Source organism: Micromonospora sp. LOL_013 (genome assembly GCF_048060315.1).
In the GTDB taxonomy this organism is placed as follows: domain Bacteria; phylum Actinomycetota; class Actinomycetes; order Mycobacteriales; family Micromonosporaceae; genus Micromonospora_E.
The window spans coordinates 33,104-54,076 of sequence record NZ_JBHMIQ010000014.1 but is presented as its reverse complement, the minus strand read 5'-3'; the positions used below and the strand labels follow the sequence as shown (position 1 = coordinate 54,076).

Genomic DNA, 20,973 nt, shown 5'->3' with positions numbered 1-20,973 from the left:
CCCGGTCAACCGGCTGCCACGGCGCCGTGCAGTGCCCGGGTGAGCGGCCCGGCCAGGTCTCCGGCGGTCGGTGCCGCGACCTGCGACAGGCCGAGCCAGCCGGCCAACCGGATCAGCTCGTCGGCCAGGGCGGTCGTGGTCTGCTCCGGGTCGGTGCTGGCACCGGGCACCGGCCAGGCGGCCGGCACCCGCAGCACCCCGGCGGCCCGATCCGCCTTGAGGTCGACCAGCGCGGTCAGCCGGTCGCCGTCGAGGAACGGCAGTACGTAGTAGCCGTGCACCCGCTGCGCGGCCGGCACGTAGATCTCGATCCGGTACCGCAGCCCGAACAGCCGCTCGGTGCGGACCCGCTCCCAGACCACCGGATCGAACGGGCTGAGCAGCGTGGCGGCCCGGATCCAGCGCGGCAGCCGGGCCTGGTGGTGCAGGTAGGCGGGCTGTGACCAGCCCTGCACCCGGACCGGGCGCAGAACGCCGTCGGCGACCAGGTCGGCGACGACCGGCCGGACCGCCGCCGCCGACAGCCGGAAGTAGTCACGCAGCTCCGGCTCGGCGGCCACGCCGAGGCAACGGGCGGCGACCTCGACCAGCTGCCGGTGCGCCTGCGCCTCGGTCGGCGTCGGCGCGGCGATGACCCGGGGCGGCAGCACCCGCTCCGGCACGTCGTAGCGGCGGGCGAAGGTGCTGGTCCGCCCGGCGGAGCTGATCTCGCCGGCCCAGAACAGGTACTCCAGGGCGGTCTTCACCGCCGACCAGTTCCACCCCCAGTTGCCGCTCGGCCGCGTCGTGTCCTGCTCGATCTGCGCGGCGGTGACCGGGCCGCGCGCGCGGACCTCGGCCAGCGCCCGGTCGACCAGCTCCGGCTGCTCGACGGCGATCCGCCGGATGCCGCCCCAGGCGTCGTCGCGGGCGCGGGCCATCCGCCAGCGCAGCGCCGGCTGCAGGTCGACCGGGATCAGCGACGCCTCGTGGCCCCAGTACTCGAACAGCTCCCGGGGGGCGTGCCCGGCGGCCCGGTCCAGCAGGTCGGTCGGGTACGGGCCGAGCCGGCTGTACAGCGGCAGGTAGTGGGCGCGCTGCAGGACGTTGACCGAGTCGATCTGGATCAGGCCGACCCGGTCCAGCACCCGGCGCAGGTGCCGACGGGTTGGCACCCCGGCCGGTGCGGGGTCGGTGAAGCCCTGGGCGGCCAGCGCGATCCGGCGGGCCTGGGCGAGCGAGAGACTGTCTGGTACGGGCATCGCCAGGCAAGCTACCGCCCCGGTACGACATCGACGGGAGGTGCCGGCTCACCCGGTTACCGGGCGCGGCCGATCTTCGGCCGATCGGGCCGTCCTCCGCCCGGCGATTCACAGCGACCACACACGATCGCCAGGCATAGTGGAACGCTCACCGGTCGTCCTGGAGGTCTGCTTCGATGGGTCCCCTGCTCGCACTCCTGAGCCTGCTGCTGCTGGTTTTCCAGCTGCTGCTCATCGCCCGCGCGGTTCTCGATTGGAGCACGGTGCTGGCCGGGCCGAGCCCGCGCGACTCGCTCCGCTCCCGCGCCACCTCCGCTCTGCACACGGTCACCGAGCCGGTGCTCGCCCCGGTCCGGCGGGTGCTGCCGCCGTTACGCGTCGGCGGCACCGCCATCGACCTCTCCTTCATCGTCGTCTTCGTCGCCATCGTGCTGATCCGAGCCCTGCTGCCGTGACCGGGGTCAGCGCTGCGCTGCCACCAGCAGCCGGCTGACCGTCTCGGCGACGCAGACCGGCCGGTCACCGGTGTCGGCGGTCACGGTCACCGACATGACCGTCTGTACACCGCCGACGACCGGCTCGACCGAGGCGATGGCGGCCTCGGCCCGTACGGCGGAACCGGTACGCAACGGAGCCGGGAACCGGACCCTGTCGAGCCCGTAGTTGATCCTCGTCCGCACCCCGTCCACCCGGTACAGCCGGCGCATCAGGGCCGGGATCAGGGAGACAGTCAGGAATCCGTGGGCGACCGTGCCGCCGTACGGTCCGTCGACCGCCCGGTGCGGGTCGGTGTGGATCCACTGATGGTCGTCGGTGGCCTCGGCGAACTGGTCGACCCGGGCCTGGTCGACCGGGAACCAGTCCCCTGGCCCGAGCGACTCGCCCACGGCCCCGGCCAGGTCGTCGACGGAGGCGAAGATCCTCATCTGGACAGTATCCCAACCGGGTGGACGCGTGGCGGTGTCGGCCGGGCCCAGCCGACACCCGGCCGGCGCTGCTGGACGTCGGTTGTGAAACAGGATAGAACTCCCCATATGCCAGAAGTCAGGCAGGAGACTCCGGAGGACGCCGACGCGATCGCCGGGGTCCACGTGCGCGCGTGGCAGGCCGGCTACGCGGGCCTGATCCCCGCCGACGTGCTCGACCGGCTCAACGTCGCCGCCTGGGCGCAGCGCCGCCGCGACGTCGGCACCGCCGACCCGGAGCAGCCGTTCCGCACCCTGGTCGCCACCGAGGGCGAACAGATCATCGGGTTCAGCACCTTCGGCCCGTACCGGATCGACCAGGACCGGGACCAACTCGATCCGACATACGGCGAGATCGTCAGCATGTACGTCGACCCCGTCCACTGGGGCACCGGGGTCGGTCGGCTCCTGCTCACCGCATCGATCGCCGGGATGACCGGGCAGGGCTGGCGCACGATGCGGCTGTGGGTGCTCGACGGCAACCAGCGGGCCCGGCGGTTCTACCAGGCGGCCGGGTTGCGCCCGGACGGGGAACGCAGCGTCTACCAGGTGCCCCGCTTACCGGGGCAGACCCCGGTCGGGCTCGACGAGGTGCGCTACCTGGCCCGGATCGCCGGCGACCGGATCCTCACCCTGGCCGGTTGACCGGCGATCGGAAGAGTTCGTCATCCGTGCTACGAGGGCCATGAGAGCCCGCCAGGGGTCGGCCGGGCCGGTCCACCGCAGTCCCATCCGTGAATCTCGTGAACTTTGACGAGTGGGTCGCTTGCGGACAGCCGCCGGTACCACTCACTCGGTAGCTTGCGGTGGGGACACCGACACGCGGAGGTTCTGGTGGACGGGGCGTCGGCAACGCTGGTCGAGCTGTTGCAGCATGCGGAGTGGGGGCCAAGACAGTTTGTGGCGGCGATCAATGCCAGGCTCTCCAGTCAGGGGCGGGATCGACTCCGGCTCGATCCGACGGCTGGGTACGCCTGGGTCCGACGTGGGTTCTGCCCTCGGCAGCCCATTCCGGACCTGGCTGCGGCTGTGCTCTCCGAACGGCTCGGTTACCCGGTTTCCGTAGCTCAACTGTGGCCAGGGCGAGGCGGCACGGCGACCCGGCAACAGTCGGCAGTCGATGACCTCGGCTCGATGGCGCATCTTGACGATCTGCTGCGTGAACTCGGCCGACTCGCCGTCACCACACCCGCGCCGAGCAGCCCGATCGCTGATGCGTCTGGCGCTGACCTGACGGCTGTGATCCTCGACCAGCTCCGGGGAGCTGTCCTCGCGGCGCGGAATCGGACCGGTCATGAGCACGTGCTCGCGGAGCAGGTGGACCTGATCGCAGCTCATGTCGCGGCGTTGCGCCAACTCGACGACCGCCAAGGCGGCGGCACGTTGAGTCTTCGATACGTCACGGCAGAGCTGCGCAACGTGGTTGATCTCGTCAATCACGCGAACTATGACGCGGCGACCGGCCGGCGACTGCTGGCCATCGTCGCCGATCTGGCACAGCTCCTGGGCTGGCTACACTTCGATTCCAGTCGCTACGGCTCTGCCGAGCGGTATCTGCTGCTGAGCGTCGGCGTGTGTCGGGCGTCCGGTGCGAGCGACCGGGCGGCCAACGCCATCGGGATGCTGAGCTACGTGTCGGCTTTCGCCGGCCATGGCGCGCACGCTGTCCGGCTGGCGGAGGCTGCCGCCACTGAGGGGCGTTCCCCATACCGGCGGTTGCGGGCTCGGTTGTTGGGACGAGAAGCCACCGCTGCGGCAGCTGACGGGGACCTGTCCAGGTTTCGTCGGTCCGCCGATCGGGCTATCGAAGCGCTCGACCCTGGTCAGGATTCTGCGGAAGCGTCGTTCCTCTACTACCTGAGTCCGGAGCAGCTCACTGCCGAAACCGGGCAGGGACTGGTCGTCCTCGCGGAGCGGACCACCGCGAATCGCAGCCGGCTCCTCGACGAGGGGATCAACCTGTTGACGGGTGCCGTCACCACCATGATCACTCCACGCCGGGCCGGTGGTGCGCCTCCGTATGCACGGTCCGGCCTGCTGCACCTCACGTTCCTCGCCAGGGCGCACCTCCTCCGCGGCGACGCGCCGGAAGCCGTGGCGGTCATGCGGGTCGGCCTGGGGCTGCTGCCGCTGGTGCAGTCGCCACGCGGGCGAAGCTACCTCCGAGGGCTCCGCCCGATGCTGGCCCGTCGATCCCGCTCCGCACCGGTAGCTGAATTCCTTCCGGAGTTCGATGCGGCATTATCGAGGATGTGAGGAACAGTCACACCGCGCTCCCTGCCGGGTTTGCTCTGCTCGAACGCAGCGTGCAGCACCCGGACGCGGCGCTCCTGCTGCGCAGCTTCTACCAGGAGCAGGTTGGCCGGTACGGCTTCGCTGAGCCGGTGACTCTTGAACCGGCGGCGTTCGCTGCTCCGAACGGCATCTTCCTCGTCGCCTACGGGCCGGGCGGTCCGGTCGGCTGTGGTGGTTGCCGCTGGTACGAGCGGGACACCGGCACGGTCGAGATAAAAAAGACGTTCCTCCTTCCCGAGGCACGCGGCCTCGGGATCGGACACGCGCTGTTGACCTGCCTCGAAGATCAGGCGGCCAGGTGGGGTGCGCGGCGAGCAGTCCTCGAAACCGGTGTACGCAACACCGACGCGCTTACGTTTTTCGCCGAGCGCGGTTATCAGCCAATTGATGCGTACGTTGCTGGCCGCGATCCGGCGATCAACAGGGCATTTATGAAGTGGTTGTCTCCGGTCTCCGAGCCGGCAGTCGAGCGGGCCACCTCCCGATAGCGATCACTCATCATCCTCCCGGTTGAGCAAATCGCCGCGTTTGAAGTTCACGTAGTTCACCCGCTACTCCAATCATTCCCGGCATTCACGGCTCGGGCGCATTCCCAGATCGTTTCGATACTGGTCGACTGAATCTGCGACCCGCTCTCACATCATCGACGCCGTCGCGGGGTGAACGGATCGCACGATCAAACACCGAACTCGCGTCTGCTCTTGGAGGAACGTTGTGGATTTTGTTTGCAGCCGTGGCCGGTTTTCTCGCTGGCGTAGTGGGTGGGTTCGTGTTGTGTCGGTGTCGGCACCGGTGGTGTCCGGTGTGCGGGCAGACGTTGACCTGCCCGGACTGCACCGCGCCGATCGACCGGACCTGGGGCACCGCGCCACCACCGCCGCCGCAGTCGGACCCACGCGGGCGGCGGTGGCGCAACCAAGCCGGGGCACAGCACCGGTGACCGGGCTGGACGACGTACTGCACGTGCCCGTACGGCCGGTCTGGTCCTGTTCGGGGTGCGGGCCGCACGTCGACTGGCCGTGTGAGTACGCGCGGGCCGAGTTGACCGCGAACCTGGACCCGATCTCCCGCAGCATGTACGCGGCCGAACGGATGGTCGAGGCGATCGCCGACCTGCCGGCCGAGGCGACGCCGGGGGAGATGTTCACCCGGTTCCTGGCCTGGACGAGGCGGGCCGGCCGGTGACCGTCTACCGCACCTGCACCCGCGACTGGTCCACCACCTCACCCGCAGCGGCACCGGCGGCGCTGGCGGAGCCGGCCGTACCGTTGCCGCCCGCCGGTCGGCTCGCCGACGAACTGTTCCTCATCGCCCACGACGACGTCACCGGCAAGCCGCGCGTGCCGACCAGGGTCGTCGGGCGTGGGCTGGCCGCCGCGATGCTCGCCGACCTGGCCCTCGTCGGCGCGGTCACGGTCGCCGCGACCGGCAGCGTCGTCACCGGCACGGCCGCGCCGGGTGCCGTCGACCCGTGGGGGCGGACGGTGCTGCGCTGGATCGACACCGACGCGCCACACCCACCGGCCACCTGGATCGACCGGCTCGCCGGGCACGCGTACCGCACGGTCGCCGACCGGCTCACCGTCGCCGGGCTGGTCCGGCCGCGTACGGTCCGCCGCTGGTGGTGGCGTCGGGACACCGTCTACCCGCCGGTCGACACGAACGTCGCGGCCTGGCCGTGGGCGCGGCTGTCGATGCGGGTACGCCGCCACACCCGCCTCAGCGTGCACGACAGCACGTTGGCCCGACTCTGTGTGGCGACCGGACTCGGCGGCTACATCCTCGGCACGGACACGTTGACCGCCCGACGACAGCTCCGGCACCTGCTCACCCCCGTACCACCGGGGGTCGACCAGCTGGTGCGGCATCTTGCCGCCGCCGACGGACGAAGCCGGCACAGTCAGCACGGCCGACGGAGCCGGCACGGCCGACAGGGCCGGCGGTGACCGCGACCGCCGGCCCCGCCGGCACCGTGCGGATACGGCGGGCCGGGGTCGACGACATACCGCGCCTGGCCCGGATGCTCGTCGACGCGTTCGTCGACACCCCGGACGCCCGGTGGCTGATCCGAGACCGGGCGCGACGGCGCGACGTCTACCAGCGGCTCTGCCCCGGTCTGCTGGCCCAGGCGATGACCGCCGGCATCGTGTACACGACCGTCGATCTGGCCGCAGCGGCGCTGTGGCTGCCGTACCCGGTCGCCCACACCACCACCGACCGGCAGACCGCCCGGCTACGACGCCTCACCGGCCGCCACGCCGACCGGTTCCTCCAACTCGCCGCCCTGCTGCACACCCACGCCCCGCGCCAACCACACACCTACCTGGCGTACCTCGGGGTGGCACCGCACCGGCAGCGCAATGGCATCGGCGGCGCGCTACTACGCCAAAGACACCGGATCTGCGATACCGCCGGCATCGCCAGCTACCTCGTCGCCACCAGCCCCGCCGCCCGCGACCTCTACCTACGCCACGGCTACCGACCCACCACCCGACACCCACTGGCGTTACCCGACAACGGCCCGCCACTGTGGCCGATGTGGCGCCAACCGCATCCGACCAGCCCAACCACCGGCGGCGCGGCACGATGACCCGCGCGCGACATCGAGGTGACGCTGGCGCACGTCATATTCGCGTCTTGACGTGCGCCAGCCTCACCTCGATGTGATCGGTCGACCGGCGGCCGGTGCCGGCCAGCGGGCGGACGGGTCCAGTTCGCGCACCGGCAGGAACAGCAGCAGCCCCAAGCTGACCCACACGTACGCGTTGCTGCCGACGAAGCCGGCCGGGTTGGCGGCGTCGGACTCGCGCCAGATCCACACCAGCCGGCTGATCAGCAGCAGATAGCCGACCACGGCGAAGCCGAGCAACGCCCGGCGCCGCCGACTGCCCCGCGACGCGGCCAGCCCGTTGTCCACCAGCAGAATCAGCGCCGGCAGCAACCACACCAGATGATGCACCCAGGTGACCGGGCTGACCAGGCAGCCGACCACGCCGGTCAACGCCAGCCCGGTCGCCTCGTCACCGGCGGCGACCGCGCGGCGGCACCGCCACGCCCACCAGATCAACGTGACCAGCACCAGCACCAGCCAGGCGACGGTACTCGGATGCAGTGGATCGATCCGGGCGACGACGCCGCGCAGCGACTGGTTCGAGACGAAGTCCAGCGCACCGACCCGGTCGGTGTTCCACAGCGCCTGCGTCCAGAACTCCCGGGACGCGTCCGGCGCGACCGCCGCCGCGACCAGGGTCGCCACGGTCGCCGTACCGGCGGCGGTGACCGCCGCCCGCCACCGCCGGGTGACCAGCAGATAGACGATGAAGATGCCCGGGGTCAGCTTGATCGCCGTAGCCAGGCCGACTCCGACGCCGGCGAACCGGCGCCAGCGCGGCGGCACCGGCGACCCGGCCGCGACCAGCCACAGCAGGTCGGCCGCGACCAGGACCAGCAACAGCGTGTTGACCTGGCCGAAGTTCACCGTCTCACGCATCGGCTCGTACGCGGCCACCAGGCAGGCAGCGACCGCGAAGGCGAACCAGCGGGTCCAGCCCTCGCGGCGGGAGATCGGGTCGACCAGCCACCACAGCACCAGCGCGCTGGTCACCACGGCGAGCGTCACGCCCACCACGATCGCCAGATGCCACGGCAGGACCGCCATCGGCGACATCACCAGCGCGGCGAACGGCGGATAGGTGAACCCGTACTGGCTGAACGGCTTCATGTAGTCGTAGAGTTCGCCACCGTCGCGCAGCCAGTGGTGCATCGCGCCGTAGTAGACCTTGAGGTCGAAGAAGCCGTGCCGTTCGGCGGCGACGGCGAGGAAGGCGGCGACGACGACCGCGAGGACCGCGACGATCGCCACCCGCCGACCGGTGCCTTCGGCGGCCCGCTGCGGCATGGCCGCCCCCCTGTCCGTACGCTGACCACTCATGGCGCTCGGATATGTCCGTCCTGCCCGACCGGGCGACGCTGGTGAGATTGCCCGCATCCAGTTGACCACCTGGCGGGTCGCCTACCGGCGACTGCTGCCCCGGCAGGTGCTCGACGAGGTGGACGAGGACTGGCTGGCGCAGCGGTGGGACGCGGCGATCAACGATCCGCCGTCGCAGCGGCACCGGGTCCTGGTCGCCGTCGAGCAGGCCGAGCAATCCTATCTGGTGGGCTTCACCGCGTCCGGCCCGGCCGACGAGCAGGCCCTGGCTCCAGAGGAACCGGCCGAGGCGCTCGGTGACCGGGTCACCGCCGTCACCGACCTGCTGGTCGAGCCGCGCTGGGGCCGGCGGGGACACGGCAGCCGACTGCTCGCCGCCGCCGTGGACCTGTGGCACACCGACGGTTTCGACACCGCGCTCGCCTGGGCGTACGAACGGGACCCGGCGACCCGCAAGTTCCTCGGCTCCGCCGGCTGGGAGCCGGACGGAGCGACGCGGGCGTTGGACGTGGCCGACATGCTGGTGCCGCAGCTGCGGCTGCATGTGGCGGTCCCACCGGCCGCCGAGGAGCAGTAACCCGGCCAGCCGCAGGAACCGGCAGGACCGGCAGCAGGACCCAATAGGGAATCAGTCGAGCAGGCTGTCCAGTCCGACGGTCAGGCCGGGGCGGCGCGTCACCGCCCGTACCGCCAGCAGGACGCCGGGCATGAACGACGCCCGGTCGTAGGAGTCGTGCCGGATCGTCAGGGTCTCCCCCGCCGTTCCGAACAGCACCTCCTGGTGCGCGACCAGGCCGGCTGCCCGTACCGAGTGCACCCGGATCCCGTCGATGTCCGCGCCCCGCGCGCCCGGCACCTCGGCGGTGGTGGCGTCCGGCATCGCGGCCGACCCGGCGGCGGCCCGGGCCGCCGCGATCACCCGCGCGGTGTGCCCGGCGGTGCCGCTGGGCGCGTCCACCTTGGCCGGGTGGTGCTGCTCGATGATCTCGACTGACTCGAAGTGCCGTGCCGCCTTCGCCGCGAACTGCATCATCAGCACCGCGCCGATGCCGAAGTTGGGGGCGATCACCACGCCGACCTCGGGCTTGTCGGACAGCCAGGAGCGGACCAGGTCGAGGCGCTGATCGGTGAACCCGCTGGTCCCGACGACCACGTTGATCCCCTGGTCGATGCACCAGCGCAGGTTGTCCAGCACCGCGTCGGGGTTGGTGAAGTCGACGACCACCTCGGCGTCGGCGTCCGAGGCGTCGGACAACCGGTCACCCTCGTCGATCGTGGCGACGAGTGCGAGACCGTCGGCCCCCTCGACCGCTCTGCAGACCTGCACGCCCATCCGGCCACGGGCTCCGAGCACACCGACCCGGACGGGCTCGGCGGACGGCCGGGCGGCCACCTCGGAGCCGCCCGGGGAGGCTGTCACATTCGTACCGTATTCGCTCACCGGCACAACCTATCCCACCGGCGGGGAGAGCGGTCCGGCCAGCGCCTACCCCACCGGCGGAGACTGCGCGCCGGCCAACATCGTGGACTCCACCGGGCCGATCACCGCCAGGGACATCGGCCGGGTGAGCAGCTCGGCGGCGACCGCGCCGACCTGTTCGGCGGTCACCGCCGCCACCTGACCCAGCAGCTGGTCCACGGTCAACTGCTCGCCGTAGAGCAGCTCCCCCTTGGCCAGCCGACCCATCCGCGACCCGGTATCCTCCAGGCCCAGCACGTACCCGCCCCGGCTCATGCCCTTGCCCCGGGCCAGCTCGTCGGAGCTCAGCCCGTGCTCGACGACCGCCGCCAGCTCCGCCCGGACCAGCTCCAGCACCTCGTCGACCCGGCTCGGCGCACAACCGGCGTAGACGGCGAACGTCCCGCCGTCGGCGTACTGGCTGGCGTACGAGTAGACCGAGTAGGCGAGTCCTCGGCGTTCCCGCACCTCCTGAAACAGCCGGCTGGACATGCCACCGCCGAGGACGTTGTTCAACACCCCGAGCGCGAACCGGCGGTCGTCGCCGCGACTGATACCCGGGCCACCGAGCACCAGATGTGCCTGCTCGGTCTCCTTGCGGCGCAGTGTCACCTGGGGCCGACGGGCGCGGACCGCAGGGGTGGCCGGGCGCAGCGGCGCCGGCGCACCGGGCCGTTGGGCGTCCAACGGGCTGCCCCGCAGCGCGGCCCGTACCTGGCGGACCACCGCCCGGTGGTCGAGGTTGCCGGCGGCGGCGATCACCATCGCTCCGGGCGTGTAGCGCCGCCGGTAGAAGTCGTGAATCTGCCGGCGGGTCAGCTTCGAGATCGTCGCCTCGGTGCCGGAGATCAGCCGGCCGAGCGGATGCGAACCGAAGACGGCCTCGGCGAGCAGGTCGTGGACCTCGTCGTCGGGCTCGTCGTCGTGCATGGCGATCTCCTCGAGGATCACGCCACGCTCGGTCTCCACATCGGCCGGATCGATCACCGAGTTGGCCACCAGGTCACAGACGACATCGACGGCCAGCGGCAGATCGTCGTCGAGCACCCGCGCGTAGTAGCAGGTGTACTCCTTGGTGGTAAAGGCGTTGGTCTCGCCACCGACGGCCTCGATCTGCGCGGAGATATCCCACGCGGTACGCCGCTTCGTCCCCTTGAACAGCAGGTGTTCCAGGAAGTGCGAGGCACCGGAGCGGGCCGGGGTCTCGTCGCGCGAGCCGACCCCGACCCACACGCCGAAGGAGACGCTGCGCATCGCCGGAATCGCCTCGGTGATCACCCGCAGCCCGTTGGGCAGCACGGTACGGCGTACCGTGCCGCCCAACGGGTCGGCGGTGAGTGTCCGGGTCACCGGCCGGGACGGACCCCGGCCGGTGACCGGTTCGGTCCTGGCCATCTCGGCCGGCGTCAGCTGTGCCGGTTACGTCGGCGGCGCTCGCCGCCCTCGCCACCGTCACCCCGGCTGGGGCCCCGATCGCCGCGGTCCCGGTCACCACGGTCGCGCGGCCCACGGTCGCCACGGTCACGGCCACCGGGACGCTCGCCGCCGTCGGACGCAACCGGGGCCTCGGCGCCCTCCGGACGAACCTTGTCCAGGTAGATCTTGCCGCGGGCGTCGATGTCGGCGATCTGCACCTCGACCTTGTCGCCGACGTTGAGGTGGTCCTCGACCCGCTCGACCCGCTTGCCGTCGCCCACCTTGGAGATGTGCAGCAGGCCGTCGCGGCCGGGCAGCAGCGAGATGAACGCGCCGAACGCAGCGGTCTTGACGACCGTGCCGAGGAACTTGTCGCCGACCTTCGGCAGCGTCGGGTTGGCGATCGCGTTGATCCGCTCGACTGCGGCTTCGGCAGCCGGCCCGTTGGTGGCGCCGACGTAGATGGTGCCGTCGTCCTCGATCGAGATGTCCGCGCCGGTCTCGTCCTGGATCGCGTTGATGGTCTGGCCCTTCGGACCGATCACCATACCGATCTTGTCGACCGGAATCTTCACCGTGGTCACCCGGGGGGCGTGCTCGCTCATCGCAGCCGGGCCCTCGATCGCCTGGCGCATGACCTCAAGGATGGTCATCCGGGCCTCGCGGGCCTGCTGCAGGGCGCCGGCGAGTACGTCCGACGGGATGCCGTCGAGCTTGGTGTCCAACTGCAGCGCGGTGACGAACTCGGGGGTGCCGGCCACCTTGAAGTCCATGTCACCGAACGCATCCTCGGCGCCGAGGATGTCGGTCAGCGTGACGTACCGGGTCTGCCCGTCGACCTCGTCGGAGATCAGGCCCATCGCGATCCCGGCCACCGGAGCCTTCAGCGGCACCCCGGCCGACAGCAGCGACAGCGTGGAGGCGCAGACCGAGCCCATGCTCGTCGAACCGTTGGAGCCGAGCGCCTCGGACACCTGGCGGATCGCATACGGGAACTCCTCGCGGGTCGGCAGCACCGGCACCAGGGCCCGCTCGGCGAGCGCGCCGTGGCCGATCTCCCGCCGCTTCGGCGAACCGACCCGGCCGGTCTCGCCGGTGGAGTACGGCGGGAAGTTGTAGTTGTGCATGTAGCGCTTGGACTTCTCCGGGGAGAGGGTGTCCAGCGTCTGCTCCAGCCGGAGCATGTTGAGTGTGCTGACCCCGAGGATCTGCGTCTCGCCGCGCTCGAACAGCGCCGAGCCGTGCACCCGGGGCAGCACCCCGACCTCGGCGGTGAGCGGGCGAATGTCCCGCGGGCCACGGCCGTCGATGCGTACCTGCTCGCGCAGCACCCGGGACCGGACCTCGGACTTGGTCAACGACCGGAAGGCCGCACCGACTTCCTTCTCCCGGCCCTCGAACTGCTCGCCGAGCTCGCCGGCAACCTTTTCCTTGACCCGGTCCAGCGCGTCCTCACGCTCCGCCTTGGAGGCGATCTTCAACGCCTCGGCGACCTCGTCGCGGCCGGCGGCCACGACCGCGTCGTAGACGTCGTCACCGTAGTCGAGGAAGACCGGGAAGTCGGCGATCGGCTTCGCCGCCACCTCGGCCAGCTCGCTCTGCGCCCGGCACAGCTCACGAATGGTCGGCTTGGCCGCCTCCAGCCCACTGGCCACCACGTCCTCGGTGGGGGCGGTGGCGCCACCGGCGATCAGCCCGACCGCGTGTGGAGTGGCCTCGGCCTCGACCATCATGATCGCCACGTCGCCGTCCGGCAGGGCCCGACCGGCGACCACCATGTCGAAGGTGGCCCGGGACAGCTCGTCCAGGGTCGGGAAGGCCACCCACGCGCCATCGACGTGGGCGACGCGGGTCGCCCCGATCGGGCCGGAGAACGGCAGGCCGGACAGCTTGGTGGACATCGACGCCGCGTTGATCGCGATCACGTCGTACGGGTGGGCCGGGTCCAGCGCCAGCACGGTGGCCACCACCTGGACCTCGTTGCGCAGGCCCTTTGCGAAGGTCGGGCGCAGCGGCCGGTCGGTCAGCCGGCAGGTGAGGATCGCCTCCTCGCTGGGCCGGCCCTCGCGGCGGAAGAACGATCCGGGGATCCGCCCGGCGGCGTACATCCGCTCCTCGACGTCGACGGTGAGCGGGAAGAAGTCGAGGTGCTCACGCGGCTGCTTGCTGGCGGTGGTCGCGGAGAGCACCACGGTGTCGCCCAGCTGGGCGATCACCGAGCCGGCGGCCTGGCGGGCCAACCGCCCGGCGGAGAAGGTGACCTCGCGGGTGCCGAAGGCTCCGTTGTCGATCACGGCGGTGCTGCGTTGGGTGCCGAGATTGTGCTGCTCGGTCATGGTGATGTCGCGCTCCTTTACGCGTCGTGGGGTCACGACCTCGGGGAGCTGCTCAACCGGCCGGTCATCGATCGAAGCGCCCGGGGGAGCCGGCGTGGTGGCCGGCTGGCCCGGGGGCCACTACCGAGGACCGGTACGTTGACCGGCTCCCTTCGACGGGTGGGGTCGTGGTGCCCGGTGTGTCGAATGGTGGTGGTGCGGCGCGGCGGGGTCGCGGACGACCGCCGCCGCGCCGCTACGTCACCGCCGCAGGCCGAGCCGCTCGATGAGCGACCGGTAGCGGTTGATGTCCTTCTTCTGCAGGTAGTTGAGCAGCCGGCGGCGCCGGCCGACCAGCAGCAGCAGACCACGACGGCTGTGGTGGTCCTGCTTGTGCACCTTGAGGTGCCCGGTGAGGTCGGCGATCCGCTTGGTGAGCACCGCGACCTGGACCTCGGGCGAACCGGTGTCCGCGTCGGCGGTGGCGTACTCTTCGCGGATCTTGCGCTTGGCTTCCTGATCGAGCGCCATGGTCTCCCTGAATCTGTGTGGGGTCGTCCCTCGTCTCGGCACCCGCGGCGTCGTGCAGGCAGACGAGACGAATCGTCGGTGGTCCGACGCTGCCTTCAGGCTACCAGCCAGTCGGCACGGGGGCCGGCAAGGCCACGGTGCGTCGTATCGCCACTGCCCACCGGGGTCGCCGACGCCGAGTCACGCCCCGCTCGTCGGCCGGGACACAGCCCCGCTCGTCGGCTCGGGTCAGGCGCCGAGCACCGTACGGACCTGGGCGACGTCCTCGTTCATCTGGGCGACCAACGGACCGACCCCGTCGAACCGGCGGGTCTCCCGCAGCCGGGCGACGAAATCGATTGCCACCTGCTCGCCGTAGATGTCCCGGTCGAAGTCGAGGACGTACGCCTCCACCCGGCGGTCGCGGCCGGCGAAGGTGGGGTTGGTGCCGATGGAGGCGGCAGCCGGCAGTCCGGGGCCTCCTCCGCTGAGCCCGTCCGGACGGACCGGGCCGTCCGAGCGCACCAGCCGGGCCGCGTAGATGCCGTCCGCCGGCACCGCCGCGTATCGCGGGGTGAGCAGGTTCGCGGTGGGGAAGCCGATCTCCCGGCCGCGACGGTCGCCGCGGACCACCACCCCTTCGAGGCGGTGCGGCCGGCCGAGTGCGGCGGCGGCGGCGGTCACGTCCCCGGCGTCGATACAGGCTCGGATGTACGTCGACGAGAAGACAGTGCCACTGTCGGTGATCAGGCTGGCGTCCTCCACGGCGAACCCGAACCGGCGGCCGAGCCGCGCCAGCAGCGCGACGTCGCCGGTGGCCCGGTGCCCGAACCGGAAGTTCTCCCCCACCACCACCACGGCGGCGTGCAGGTGCTCGACCAGCAGGTCGTGAACGAACTGCTCGGCGGTCAGCCGGGAGAACTCGACGGTGAACGGCAGCACGCAGAGCACGTCCACGCCGAGCGATTCGATCAGCTCGGCCTTGCGGGCCGGCCCGGTGAGTACCGCCGGATGGCTACCGGGCCGCACCACCTCCGCCGGATGCGGGTCGAAGGTCACCACCACGGACTGGATACCGAGGTCACGGGCCCGCTTGACGGCGTACCCGATGGTTGCCTGATGTCCGCGGTGGATGCCGTCGAACACCCCGATGGTGACCACCGCGCGGCCCCAGCCGCCACCGGCCGCCTCCACTCCCCGCCACCGCTGCATGATGCCTCCCGCCTGTGCCGCCAAGGTTTGCCCAACCGGGTGACCGGCCGGGTTCGATGCTGTCACGCCGGCGCGAGCACGATCTCCGCGCGGGCCCGGCCGTCGCGTTCCGACACCACCGCGAGCAGTTCGCCGTCCGGGGCGTAGACCGCGTACGGCCCGGGCCGGCCGACCGGCGTTATCGGGCCACCGTGGCCGAGCACCCGGGCCTCCTCCGCGCCGACCTCTCGGCTGGTGAGGAGCCGACCGGCGGCGGCCGCCAGGGGCAACTGCACCACCTCCGGTGCCCGCTGCTCAAGCTCGGCCAGGGTGGCGGCTTCGGCCGCCGTGAACCCGCCGACCGCGGTCCGGCGCAGCGCGGTGAGGTGCCCACCGACGCCCAGCGCGGCTCCCAGGTCCCGGGCGATGGCCCGGATGTACGTGCCGGACGAGCAGGCCACCTCGACGTCGACGTCGACGCTGCCGTCGGTCGGCGGGTGGACGGCGACCGCGTCGAGGCGGGAGATGGTCACCCGGCGGGCGGCCAGCTCGACCTGCTCACCGGAGCGGACCCGCCGGTACGCCCGCTGCCCGTTGATTTTGATTGCGCTCACGGCGCTGGGCACCTGGTCGATCTCCCCGGTCAGCGCGGCCAGGCCGGCCCGGATCCGCTCCTCGGTGACACCGTCCACCGGCGACCGGTCGGTGACCTCCCCCTCGGCGTCGTCGGTCACCGTCGACACGCCGAGCCGGATGGTGGCCGTGTAGGTCTTGCCGACGCCGATCACGTAGGTGAGCAGCCGGGTGGCCCGGTTCACCGCAACCACCAGCACGCCGGTCGCCATCGGATCCAGGGTGCCGCCGTGGCCCACCCGCCGGGTGCCGGCCAGCCGCCGGATCCGGGCGACGACGTCGTGCGAGGTCATCCCGGCCGGCTTGTCGACCACGATCAGTCCGTGCGTACTCACGACTGCCAAGCCTGCCAGATCCCGATGCGCCGTGGCGATCAGGTCCGGCCCGCTGACGGACGCGGCGATCAGGTCCGGCCCGCTGACGGACGCGGCGATCAGGTCCGGCCGGCCGGCACGCCGAGCACCGTCCACCGCGGCGACTTCAGCCGGTGGACCAGCCCGACCAGCCGGACCAGCATGAACACCGCCAGCCCGGCCCAGATACCGGCCAGACCGAGGTCGAGCAGGTAGCCGGCCCAGATGACCGGCAGGAATCCGCCGAGCGCGCCACCGATCGTGAGGTCACGCAGGTAACGCAGATCACCCGCCCCGATGAAGACCCCGTCGAGAGCGAAGACCACCCCGGCTACCGGCTGCAGCGCCACGAACCACGGCCAGATGACCATCGCCTGGTCGTGCACCCCGGGGTCGGGGCTGAACCAGCCGGGAATCACCGGGGCACCGATGGCGAACAGCACCGCGAACCCGACGCCGGCAACGGCACCGAACAGCACCAGCCGGCGGGCGAGCAGCCGGGCGCCCGCCGCGTCTCCGGCGCCCAGCGCCGCGCCGACCAGCGACTGCCCGGCGATCGCCAGCGCGTCCATCGCCAGTGCGGTGAAGAACCACAACTGGATGGCGATCTGGTGGGCACCGACCTGGATGGTGCCGTACCGGGCCGCGACCGCGGTGGCGGACAGGAAGCTCACCTGGAACGCGGCGCCTCGGATCAGCAGGTCACGTCCGACAGTGAGGTGGGTCAGCAAGAGGCGCGGCCGGGGACGCAGCGGTGCCCCGGCCGTCACCAGCGCCCGGACGAAGAGCAGACCCCCCAGGGTCTGCGCGAAGACGTTGGCCACCGCCGATCCGGTCAGCCCCAGACCCAGCGGGTATACCAGCACCGGGCAGAGCGCAGCGGAGACGATATTGGCCGTCAGCACGTACCGCACCGGACGGCGGGTTTCCTGCACCCCGCGCATCCAGCCGTTGCCAGCGGCGGCCAGCAGCAGACCCGGCGCGCCCCAGGCAGCGATCCGCAGCCACTGCTCGGCGGCGTCGGCGACCGGGCTGTGCTGCCCGGCGAGCCCAGCGGTGATCGGACCGGCCAGGATCTGCAGCGCCACGGCGAGCAGCAGTCCGGCGAAAGCCCCGAGCCAGGACGCCTGGACTCCCTCGGCCAGGGCGGCGGTCCGGTCGCCGGCGCCGTAACGGCGGGCGGCGCGGCCGGTGGTGCCGTACGCCGCGACGGTGCCGAGCCAGGCGGCGACCGACATCACGGTGCCGCCCACCGCGACGGCGGCGAGGGCCACCGGCCCGAGACGGCCGACGACGGCGGTGTCGACGAGGACGTAGATCGGCTCGGCCGCCAGCACGACAAAGGCGGGCAGTGCCAGGCGCACGATCCGTCGGGTGGACGCCGACTGTGGTTCGGACCCCGGGCCTGGTTCGGACCCCAGGCCTGACGGTGGAGATGGGGGCGCCGTGCGGGAGGTGGCCATCGAGGTACAGCCTGACAGCCGATTGGTAAGGAGTGCTATTGCCTGGGTCACTTACCTAGGCGAATCACCGCACGCCGAGGCGACGGCACCGGCCCAGGCCGCGCGGTTTCGTGCGGCGGCGCGGCCGGCGGCGACCCCACAGACGTTACTGGCGGGTATCCATTGACATCTGCAATGCCCGCCGGGCCTGCTCGCGCGCTTCGTCGGCGGATTCGGGCTTGGGCTTGCTGGGCATGACGCCACGACCTTCCCACAGGTTGACACCGGATGCCGACGACGACACTTCCGGGATCACCGGGGCCGTGACCAGGCAGACGAGCGGCGGGCAGGTGTGGCCCGCACCACACCCAAGTTATCGTTCAGGTCCACATCCTGCGCACTGTTCCCAGAATGCGAGAGGATCATATTTGGCCACGTCGATCACCGCGCGAAGAAGTGCCACCCGACCCACCACCAGAAACCAAAGACCCCGATCCGACCAACCGGCACCCTGCCCACCTCGTACTGCATCACGTACGCGCAGACGTCACCGAACGTCGGAATCCGCGAGCCCGGCCGCCGGGCGAGCAGCTCCAGCACCCCGAACAGCGCCAGCGCGACGACGAAACCGCCGATCACCGACGCCCGAACGGCGCTCATCGCCGCACCAGCACCCAGAACGCGGCCAGCCAGCCGAAGTACGCCGCCGACCGGGCCACCTGACCGTCCAGCACCGGATCGGCCAGCTTGGAAAAGGTCGGGAAGTCGTCGGTCGAGCCCATCGCGAACGTGGCACCCTCAACGACGGTGAAAATCGCGACCGGCACGATCCACCACACCGCACCGTCACCGAGTCGACGCGGGGTCGGCCGCCGTGGCGCCCGGTGCGACAGACCGAACCAGATCAGCGCCCCGCCGGTGCCGATGGCGTACAGGTTCGCCGCCGTCGAGAACGACGGCAACTGCCCGCCCACCAGCGACAGCACGGCAATGACCGGGATCGAGACGACCGGTCGGTCCCAGGCCCGCGGCACCTCCGCAGTGAGCTCAGACGACTGCTCCATCACTCGATTGTCCCTGGTCGGTGACGACGAGTGAAGTGTCTATGCGGGCGGTCGAGGCTCGGTTGGCGAGATCCGGCACCCGTGGACATCGGCCCGCGCCCGGGTCAGCGTCGAGGTCACTCAGCCAAGCTGGGCGCGGATGGCGGCGATGACCTCGTCGGCGCTGCCGACGCCGGTGAAGCCGGCGGCGAGCCGATGCCCACCACCGCCGAGCGCCACCGCCACCGCACTCACGTCGACTCCGCCCTTGCTGCGCATCGAGACCGCCCAGCCGGTCTCGCTCACCTGCTTGAGCACGCAGCTCACGTCCGCCTCGACCGTGCACCGGACCGAATCGATCAACGCCTCAAACACGTACGGCGGCTGGTCGTAACGTTGCAGATCGGCCAGGGTCGCATGGGTCCAGACAAGACCCTGGCCGCCGGCTGCCGCCAGCTCCAGGACGCTACGTTGCAGCACCGCACCGAAGAGCTGGACCGCCCCGAAGGGTCGGCTGTCGAAGACCCGCCGGGAGACCTCGGCCGGGCTGACGCCGGTGGCCAGCAACCGGGCGGCGAACTGGTGCACCGCCGGGGTGGTCATGTCGAACCGGAACGAACCGGTGTCGGTGATCAGCGCGATGTAGAGACACTCGGCGATTTCCCGGTCCAGCGGTACGCCGAGCTGGCCGAGCAACTGGTCGACCACCACCGAGGTGGCCGCCGCGGTCGGGTCCACGAGATGGATACCGCCGAACCGGGTGTTGGAGGCATGATGGTCGACCACGATCGCCGTCCGGGCCGTCATCCGATCGGCGAGGGTGTCCAGCCGGGACGCGCTCGCGACGTCGAAGCAGAGCGCCAGGTCCGGATCGGCCCACGCCTTGTCCGGCTGGACCAGCAGGTGGGAGCCAGGCATTCCGCGCAGGGACGGCGGCAGCTCCTGATCGCCGGGAAACGTGGCCTGCACCGCGCAGCCGCCGAGCCGGGTCAGGCCCAGCCCGAAGCCGAGCATGCTGCCGAGCGCGTCACCGTCGGGATTGACGTGGCACAGCAGCAGGACCCTCCCGCCGGGCGGGACCGCACGGACTGCGGCGACCGCGGCCGCCCACTCGTCCCCGGTCGGCCCGGCCGCCTGGCCGGCGGCCGGGCCGACCGGGGACGGAACGCTGATCATCGAGGTCGCCCGTCCGAATGGGGCTGGCCGGACCCGGCTGCCTCGGCGGTCGCCGCGCCCTTCGGGGCCCCCTCCACCGGGTTCTCGTCGTCCGCTGCGTCCTCGTCGTCGTCCGACTCGGCCCGGTACGGCTGGGCGTCACCGGCGTACTCCGCGTTCGCTGCCAGCCGCTGCACCTCGGCGTCGGCGCTGCGGGCAGCGGCGAGTAGATCGTCGATGCGCTTGGCGTGCTCCTGCACGTCGTCGAGGACGAAGGTGAGCGTCGGTGAGTGGCGCAGCCCGAGCGCCTTGCCGACCGTGCTGCGCAGCAGCCCGTTCGCGCTGTCCAACGCTGCCTTGGTGCCGGCCTGGGCGGCGGCGTCACCGAGGACCGTGTAGAAGACCGTTGCGTCGCGCAGATCAGCGGTGATCCGCGCGTCGGTGATGGTGATCATGCCGAGTCTGGGGTCCTTGATCTGGGTACGCACCACCGAAGCCACCAGCTCGCGCACGCGCTCCGCGTGCCTGCGCACCCGCGCCGGGTCCGTCATCTCTACCTCCGCGGTGTCCGGTCAACGTGTCGACCCTACCTGTGCGCCGTACGCCGGACCGGTCGGTGCGCCCGCATGCCGGACCGGTCGGTGTCGTAGATCAGTCGTCGGCACCGTAGAGCCGACGCCGGACGGAGAGCAGCTCGATCTCAGGCCGACCGGCCACCGTCCGTTCGCAGTTGTCCAGCACTTCACGTACGTGCGCCGCGTCGGCCGCTACCACGGCCACCGCGATCTCCGCCCGACCATGCCGGTCGAGCGCGCCGACCTCGGCGGCGGAGACCTCGAAGCGGCGCAGCGCGGCGACGAGCGGGCGCACGTAGGAGCGTTTCGCCTTCAGCGACTGGGAGTCGCCCGGCAGGAGCATGTCGAAGGTCGCGGTTCCGGTGAACATCGTTCCGAAGGATACGCCGTGCCGGGCGGCCCAGGCCGGCACTGGACGCCGACAGGCGGCCCCGAGCCGGTGAGGTACA

Annotated in this window: 23 protein-coding genes; 8 read left to right on the top strand and 15 right to left on the bottom strand. The window is 71.4% G+C overall.

Annotated features, from left to right (window positions below; all coding sequences use genetic code 11):
* Nucleotides 1–5: 5 nt before the first annotated feature.
* On the bottom strand, nt 6–1,241 hold the full coding sequence (locus tag ACFHWS_RS11465) for a winged helix-turn-helix domain-containing protein (RefSeq protein ID WP_416552884.1): 1,236 nt from the start codon (nt 1,239–1,241) through the stop codon (nt 6–8).
* Nucleotides 1,242–1,417: 176 nt separating this feature from the next.
* On the opposite strand from ACFHWS_RS11465, the gene ACFHWS_RS11460 reads away from it, so the two are divergent.
* The gene (locus tag ACFHWS_RS11460; protein ID WP_416552886.1) at nt 1,418–1,696 is read left to right on the top strand and encodes a YggT family protein; all 279 of its coding nucleotides are present in this window, start codon (nt 1,418–1,420) and stop codon (nt 1,694–1,696) included.
* 6 nt (nt 1,697–1,702) lie between these two features.
* On the opposite strand, the gene ACFHWS_RS11455 is transcribed toward ACFHWS_RS11460, so the two are convergent.
* Nucleotides 1,703–2,167 (bottom strand): MaoC family dehydratase, encoded by a 465-nt coding sequence (locus tag ACFHWS_RS11455; protein WP_416552888.1) that lies wholly within the window; start codon nt 2,165–2,167, stop codon nt 1,703–1,705.
* A 108-nt stretch (nt 2,168–2,275) separates the two neighbouring features.
* On the opposite strand from ACFHWS_RS11455, the gene ACFHWS_RS11450 reads away from it, so the two are divergent.
* The 6 genes from ACFHWS_RS11450 to ACFHWS_RS11425 all read left to right on the top strand — a co-directional run bounded on the left by ACFHWS_RS11450 (nt 2,276) and on the right by ACFHWS_RS11425 (nt 7,091).
* Entirely contained in the window at nt 2,276–2,851 is a 576-nt protein-coding gene (locus ACFHWS_RS11450; protein WP_416552890.1) for a GNAT family N-acetyltransferase, read from the top strand.
* A gap of 489 nt (nt 2,852–3,340) precedes the next feature.
* Complete coding sequence (locus ACFHWS_RS11445; RefSeq protein ID WP_416568147.1) at nt 3,341–4,462, top strand: hypothetical protein; 1,122 nt, start codon at nt 3,341–3,343, stop codon at nt 4,460–4,462.
* Nucleotides 4,463–4,512: 50 nt separating this feature from the next.
* The gene (locus ACFHWS_RS11440; RefSeq protein ID WP_416568146.1) at nt 4,513–4,989 is read left to right on the top strand and encodes a GNAT family N-acetyltransferase; all 477 of its coding nucleotides are present in this window, start codon (nt 4,513–4,515) and stop codon (nt 4,987–4,989) included.
* Between the two features lie 316 nt (nt 4,990–5,305).
* Nucleotides 5,306–5,686: a hypothetical protein gene (locus ACFHWS_RS11435; protein WP_416568145.1), complete on the top strand. Its 381-nt coding sequence runs from the start codon at nt 5,306–5,308 to the stop codon at nt 5,684–5,686.
* Nucleotides 5,683–6,447, top strand: coding sequence for a GOLPH3/VPS74 family protein (locus tag ACFHWS_RS11430; RefSeq protein WP_416568144.1), 765 nt, complete (start codon nt 5,683–5,685; stop codon nt 6,445–6,447). The genes ACFHWS_RS11435 and ACFHWS_RS11430 overlap by 4 nt, the downstream gene beginning before the upstream one ends.
* Nucleotides 6,444–7,091 (top strand): GNAT family N-acetyltransferase, encoded by a 648-nt coding sequence (locus tag ACFHWS_RS11425; protein WP_416568143.1) that lies wholly within the window; start codon nt 6,444–6,446, stop codon nt 7,089–7,091. The genes ACFHWS_RS11430 and ACFHWS_RS11425 overlap by 4 nt, the downstream gene beginning before the upstream one ends.
* A 63-nt stretch (nt 7,092–7,154) precedes the next feature.
* Here the strand turns inward: ACFHWS_RS11425 and ACFHWS_RS11420 are convergent, their stop codons facing one another.
* On the bottom strand, nt 7,155–8,399 hold the full coding sequence (locus tag ACFHWS_RS11420; RefSeq protein ID WP_416552900.1) for a glycosyltransferase 87 family protein: 1,245 nt from the start codon (nt 8,397–8,399) through the stop codon (nt 7,155–7,157).
* Nucleotides 8,400–8,430: 31 nt separating this feature from the next.
* Between ACFHWS_RS11420 and ACFHWS_RS11415 the strand changes: the two genes are divergently transcribed.
* The gene (locus ACFHWS_RS11415; RefSeq protein WP_416552902.1) at nt 8,431–9,009 is read left to right on the top strand and encodes a GNAT family N-acetyltransferase; all 579 of its coding nucleotides are present in this window, start codon (nt 8,431–8,433) and stop codon (nt 9,007–9,009) included.
* A gap of 51 nt (nt 9,010–9,060) precedes the next feature.
* Here the strand turns inward: ACFHWS_RS11415 and dapB are convergent, their stop codons facing one another.
* The 12 genes from dapB to ACFHWS_RS11355 all read right to left on the bottom strand — a co-directional run bounded on the left by dapB (nt 9,061) and on the right by ACFHWS_RS11355 (nt 20,894).
* Nucleotides 9,061–9,825, bottom strand: a complete 765-nt coding sequence (gene dapB, locus ACFHWS_RS11410; protein WP_416553152.1) for a 4-hydroxy-tetrahydrodipicolinate reductase — start codon at nt 9,823–9,825, stop codon at nt 9,061–9,063.
* Nucleotides 9,826–9,918: 93 nt separating this feature from the next.
* A complete protein-coding gene (locus ACFHWS_RS11405; protein WP_416552904.1) occupies nt 9,919–11,286 on the bottom strand; it encodes a M16 family metallopeptidase in 1,368 nt (455 codons plus the stop codon).
* A gap of 11 nt (nt 11,287–11,297) precedes the next feature.
* Nucleotides 11,298–13,643 (bottom strand): polyribonucleotide nucleotidyltransferase, encoded by a 2,346-nt coding sequence (locus ACFHWS_RS11400; RefSeq protein ID WP_416552906.1) that lies wholly within the window; start codon nt 13,641–13,643, stop codon nt 11,298–11,300.
* Nucleotides 13,644–13,883: 240 nt separating this feature from the next.
* Entirely contained in the window at nt 13,884–14,153 is a 270-nt protein-coding gene (gene rpsO / locus ACFHWS_RS11395) for a 30S ribosomal protein S15 (RefSeq protein WP_123600601.1), read from the bottom strand.
* Between the two features lie 228 nt (nt 14,154–14,381).
* Entirely contained in the window at nt 14,382–15,344 is a 963-nt protein-coding gene (locus tag ACFHWS_RS11390; RefSeq protein WP_416552909.1) for a bifunctional riboflavin kinase/FAD synthetase, read from the bottom strand.
* Between the two features lie 62 nt (nt 15,345–15,406).
* On the bottom strand, nt 15,407–16,291 hold the full coding sequence (truB, locus tag ACFHWS_RS11385) for a tRNA pseudouridine(55) synthase TruB (protein WP_416568142.1): 885 nt from the start codon (nt 16,289–16,291) through the stop codon (nt 15,407–15,409).
* A 98-nt stretch (nt 16,292–16,389) separates the two neighbouring features.
* Entirely contained in the window at nt 16,390–17,772 is a 1,383-nt protein-coding gene (locus ACFHWS_RS11380; RefSeq protein WP_416552911.1) for an MATE family efflux transporter, read from the bottom strand.
* A 420-nt stretch (nt 17,773–18,192) separates the two neighbouring features.
* Entirely contained in the window at nt 18,193–18,411 is a 219-nt protein-coding gene (locus ACFHWS_RS11375) for a DUF6186 family protein (protein WP_416552913.1), read from the bottom strand.
* Nucleotides 18,408–18,815, bottom strand: coding sequence for a hypothetical protein (locus ACFHWS_RS11370; RefSeq protein WP_416552915.1), 408 nt, complete (start codon nt 18,813–18,815; stop codon nt 18,408–18,410). The genes ACFHWS_RS11375 and ACFHWS_RS11370 overlap by 4 nt, the downstream gene beginning before the upstream one ends.
* A 120-nt stretch (nt 18,816–18,935) precedes the next feature.
* Nucleotides 18,936–19,970 (bottom strand): DHH family phosphoesterase, encoded by a 1,035-nt coding sequence (locus ACFHWS_RS11365; protein WP_416568141.1) that lies wholly within the window; start codon nt 19,968–19,970, stop codon nt 18,936–18,938.
* A complete protein-coding gene (gene rbfA, locus ACFHWS_RS11360; RefSeq protein ID WP_416568140.1) occupies nt 19,967–20,500 on the bottom strand; it encodes a 30S ribosome-binding factor RbfA in 534 nt (177 codons plus the stop codon). Before rbfA ends, ACFHWS_RS11365 begins: the two co-directional genes overlap by 4 nt.
* A gap of 100 nt (nt 20,501–20,600) precedes the next feature.
* A complete protein-coding gene (locus tag ACFHWS_RS11355; protein ID WP_416552921.1) occupies nt 20,601–20,894 on the bottom strand; it encodes a DUF503 domain-containing protein in 294 nt (97 codons plus the stop codon).
* Between the last annotated feature and the right edge of the window lie 79 nt (nt 20,895–20,973).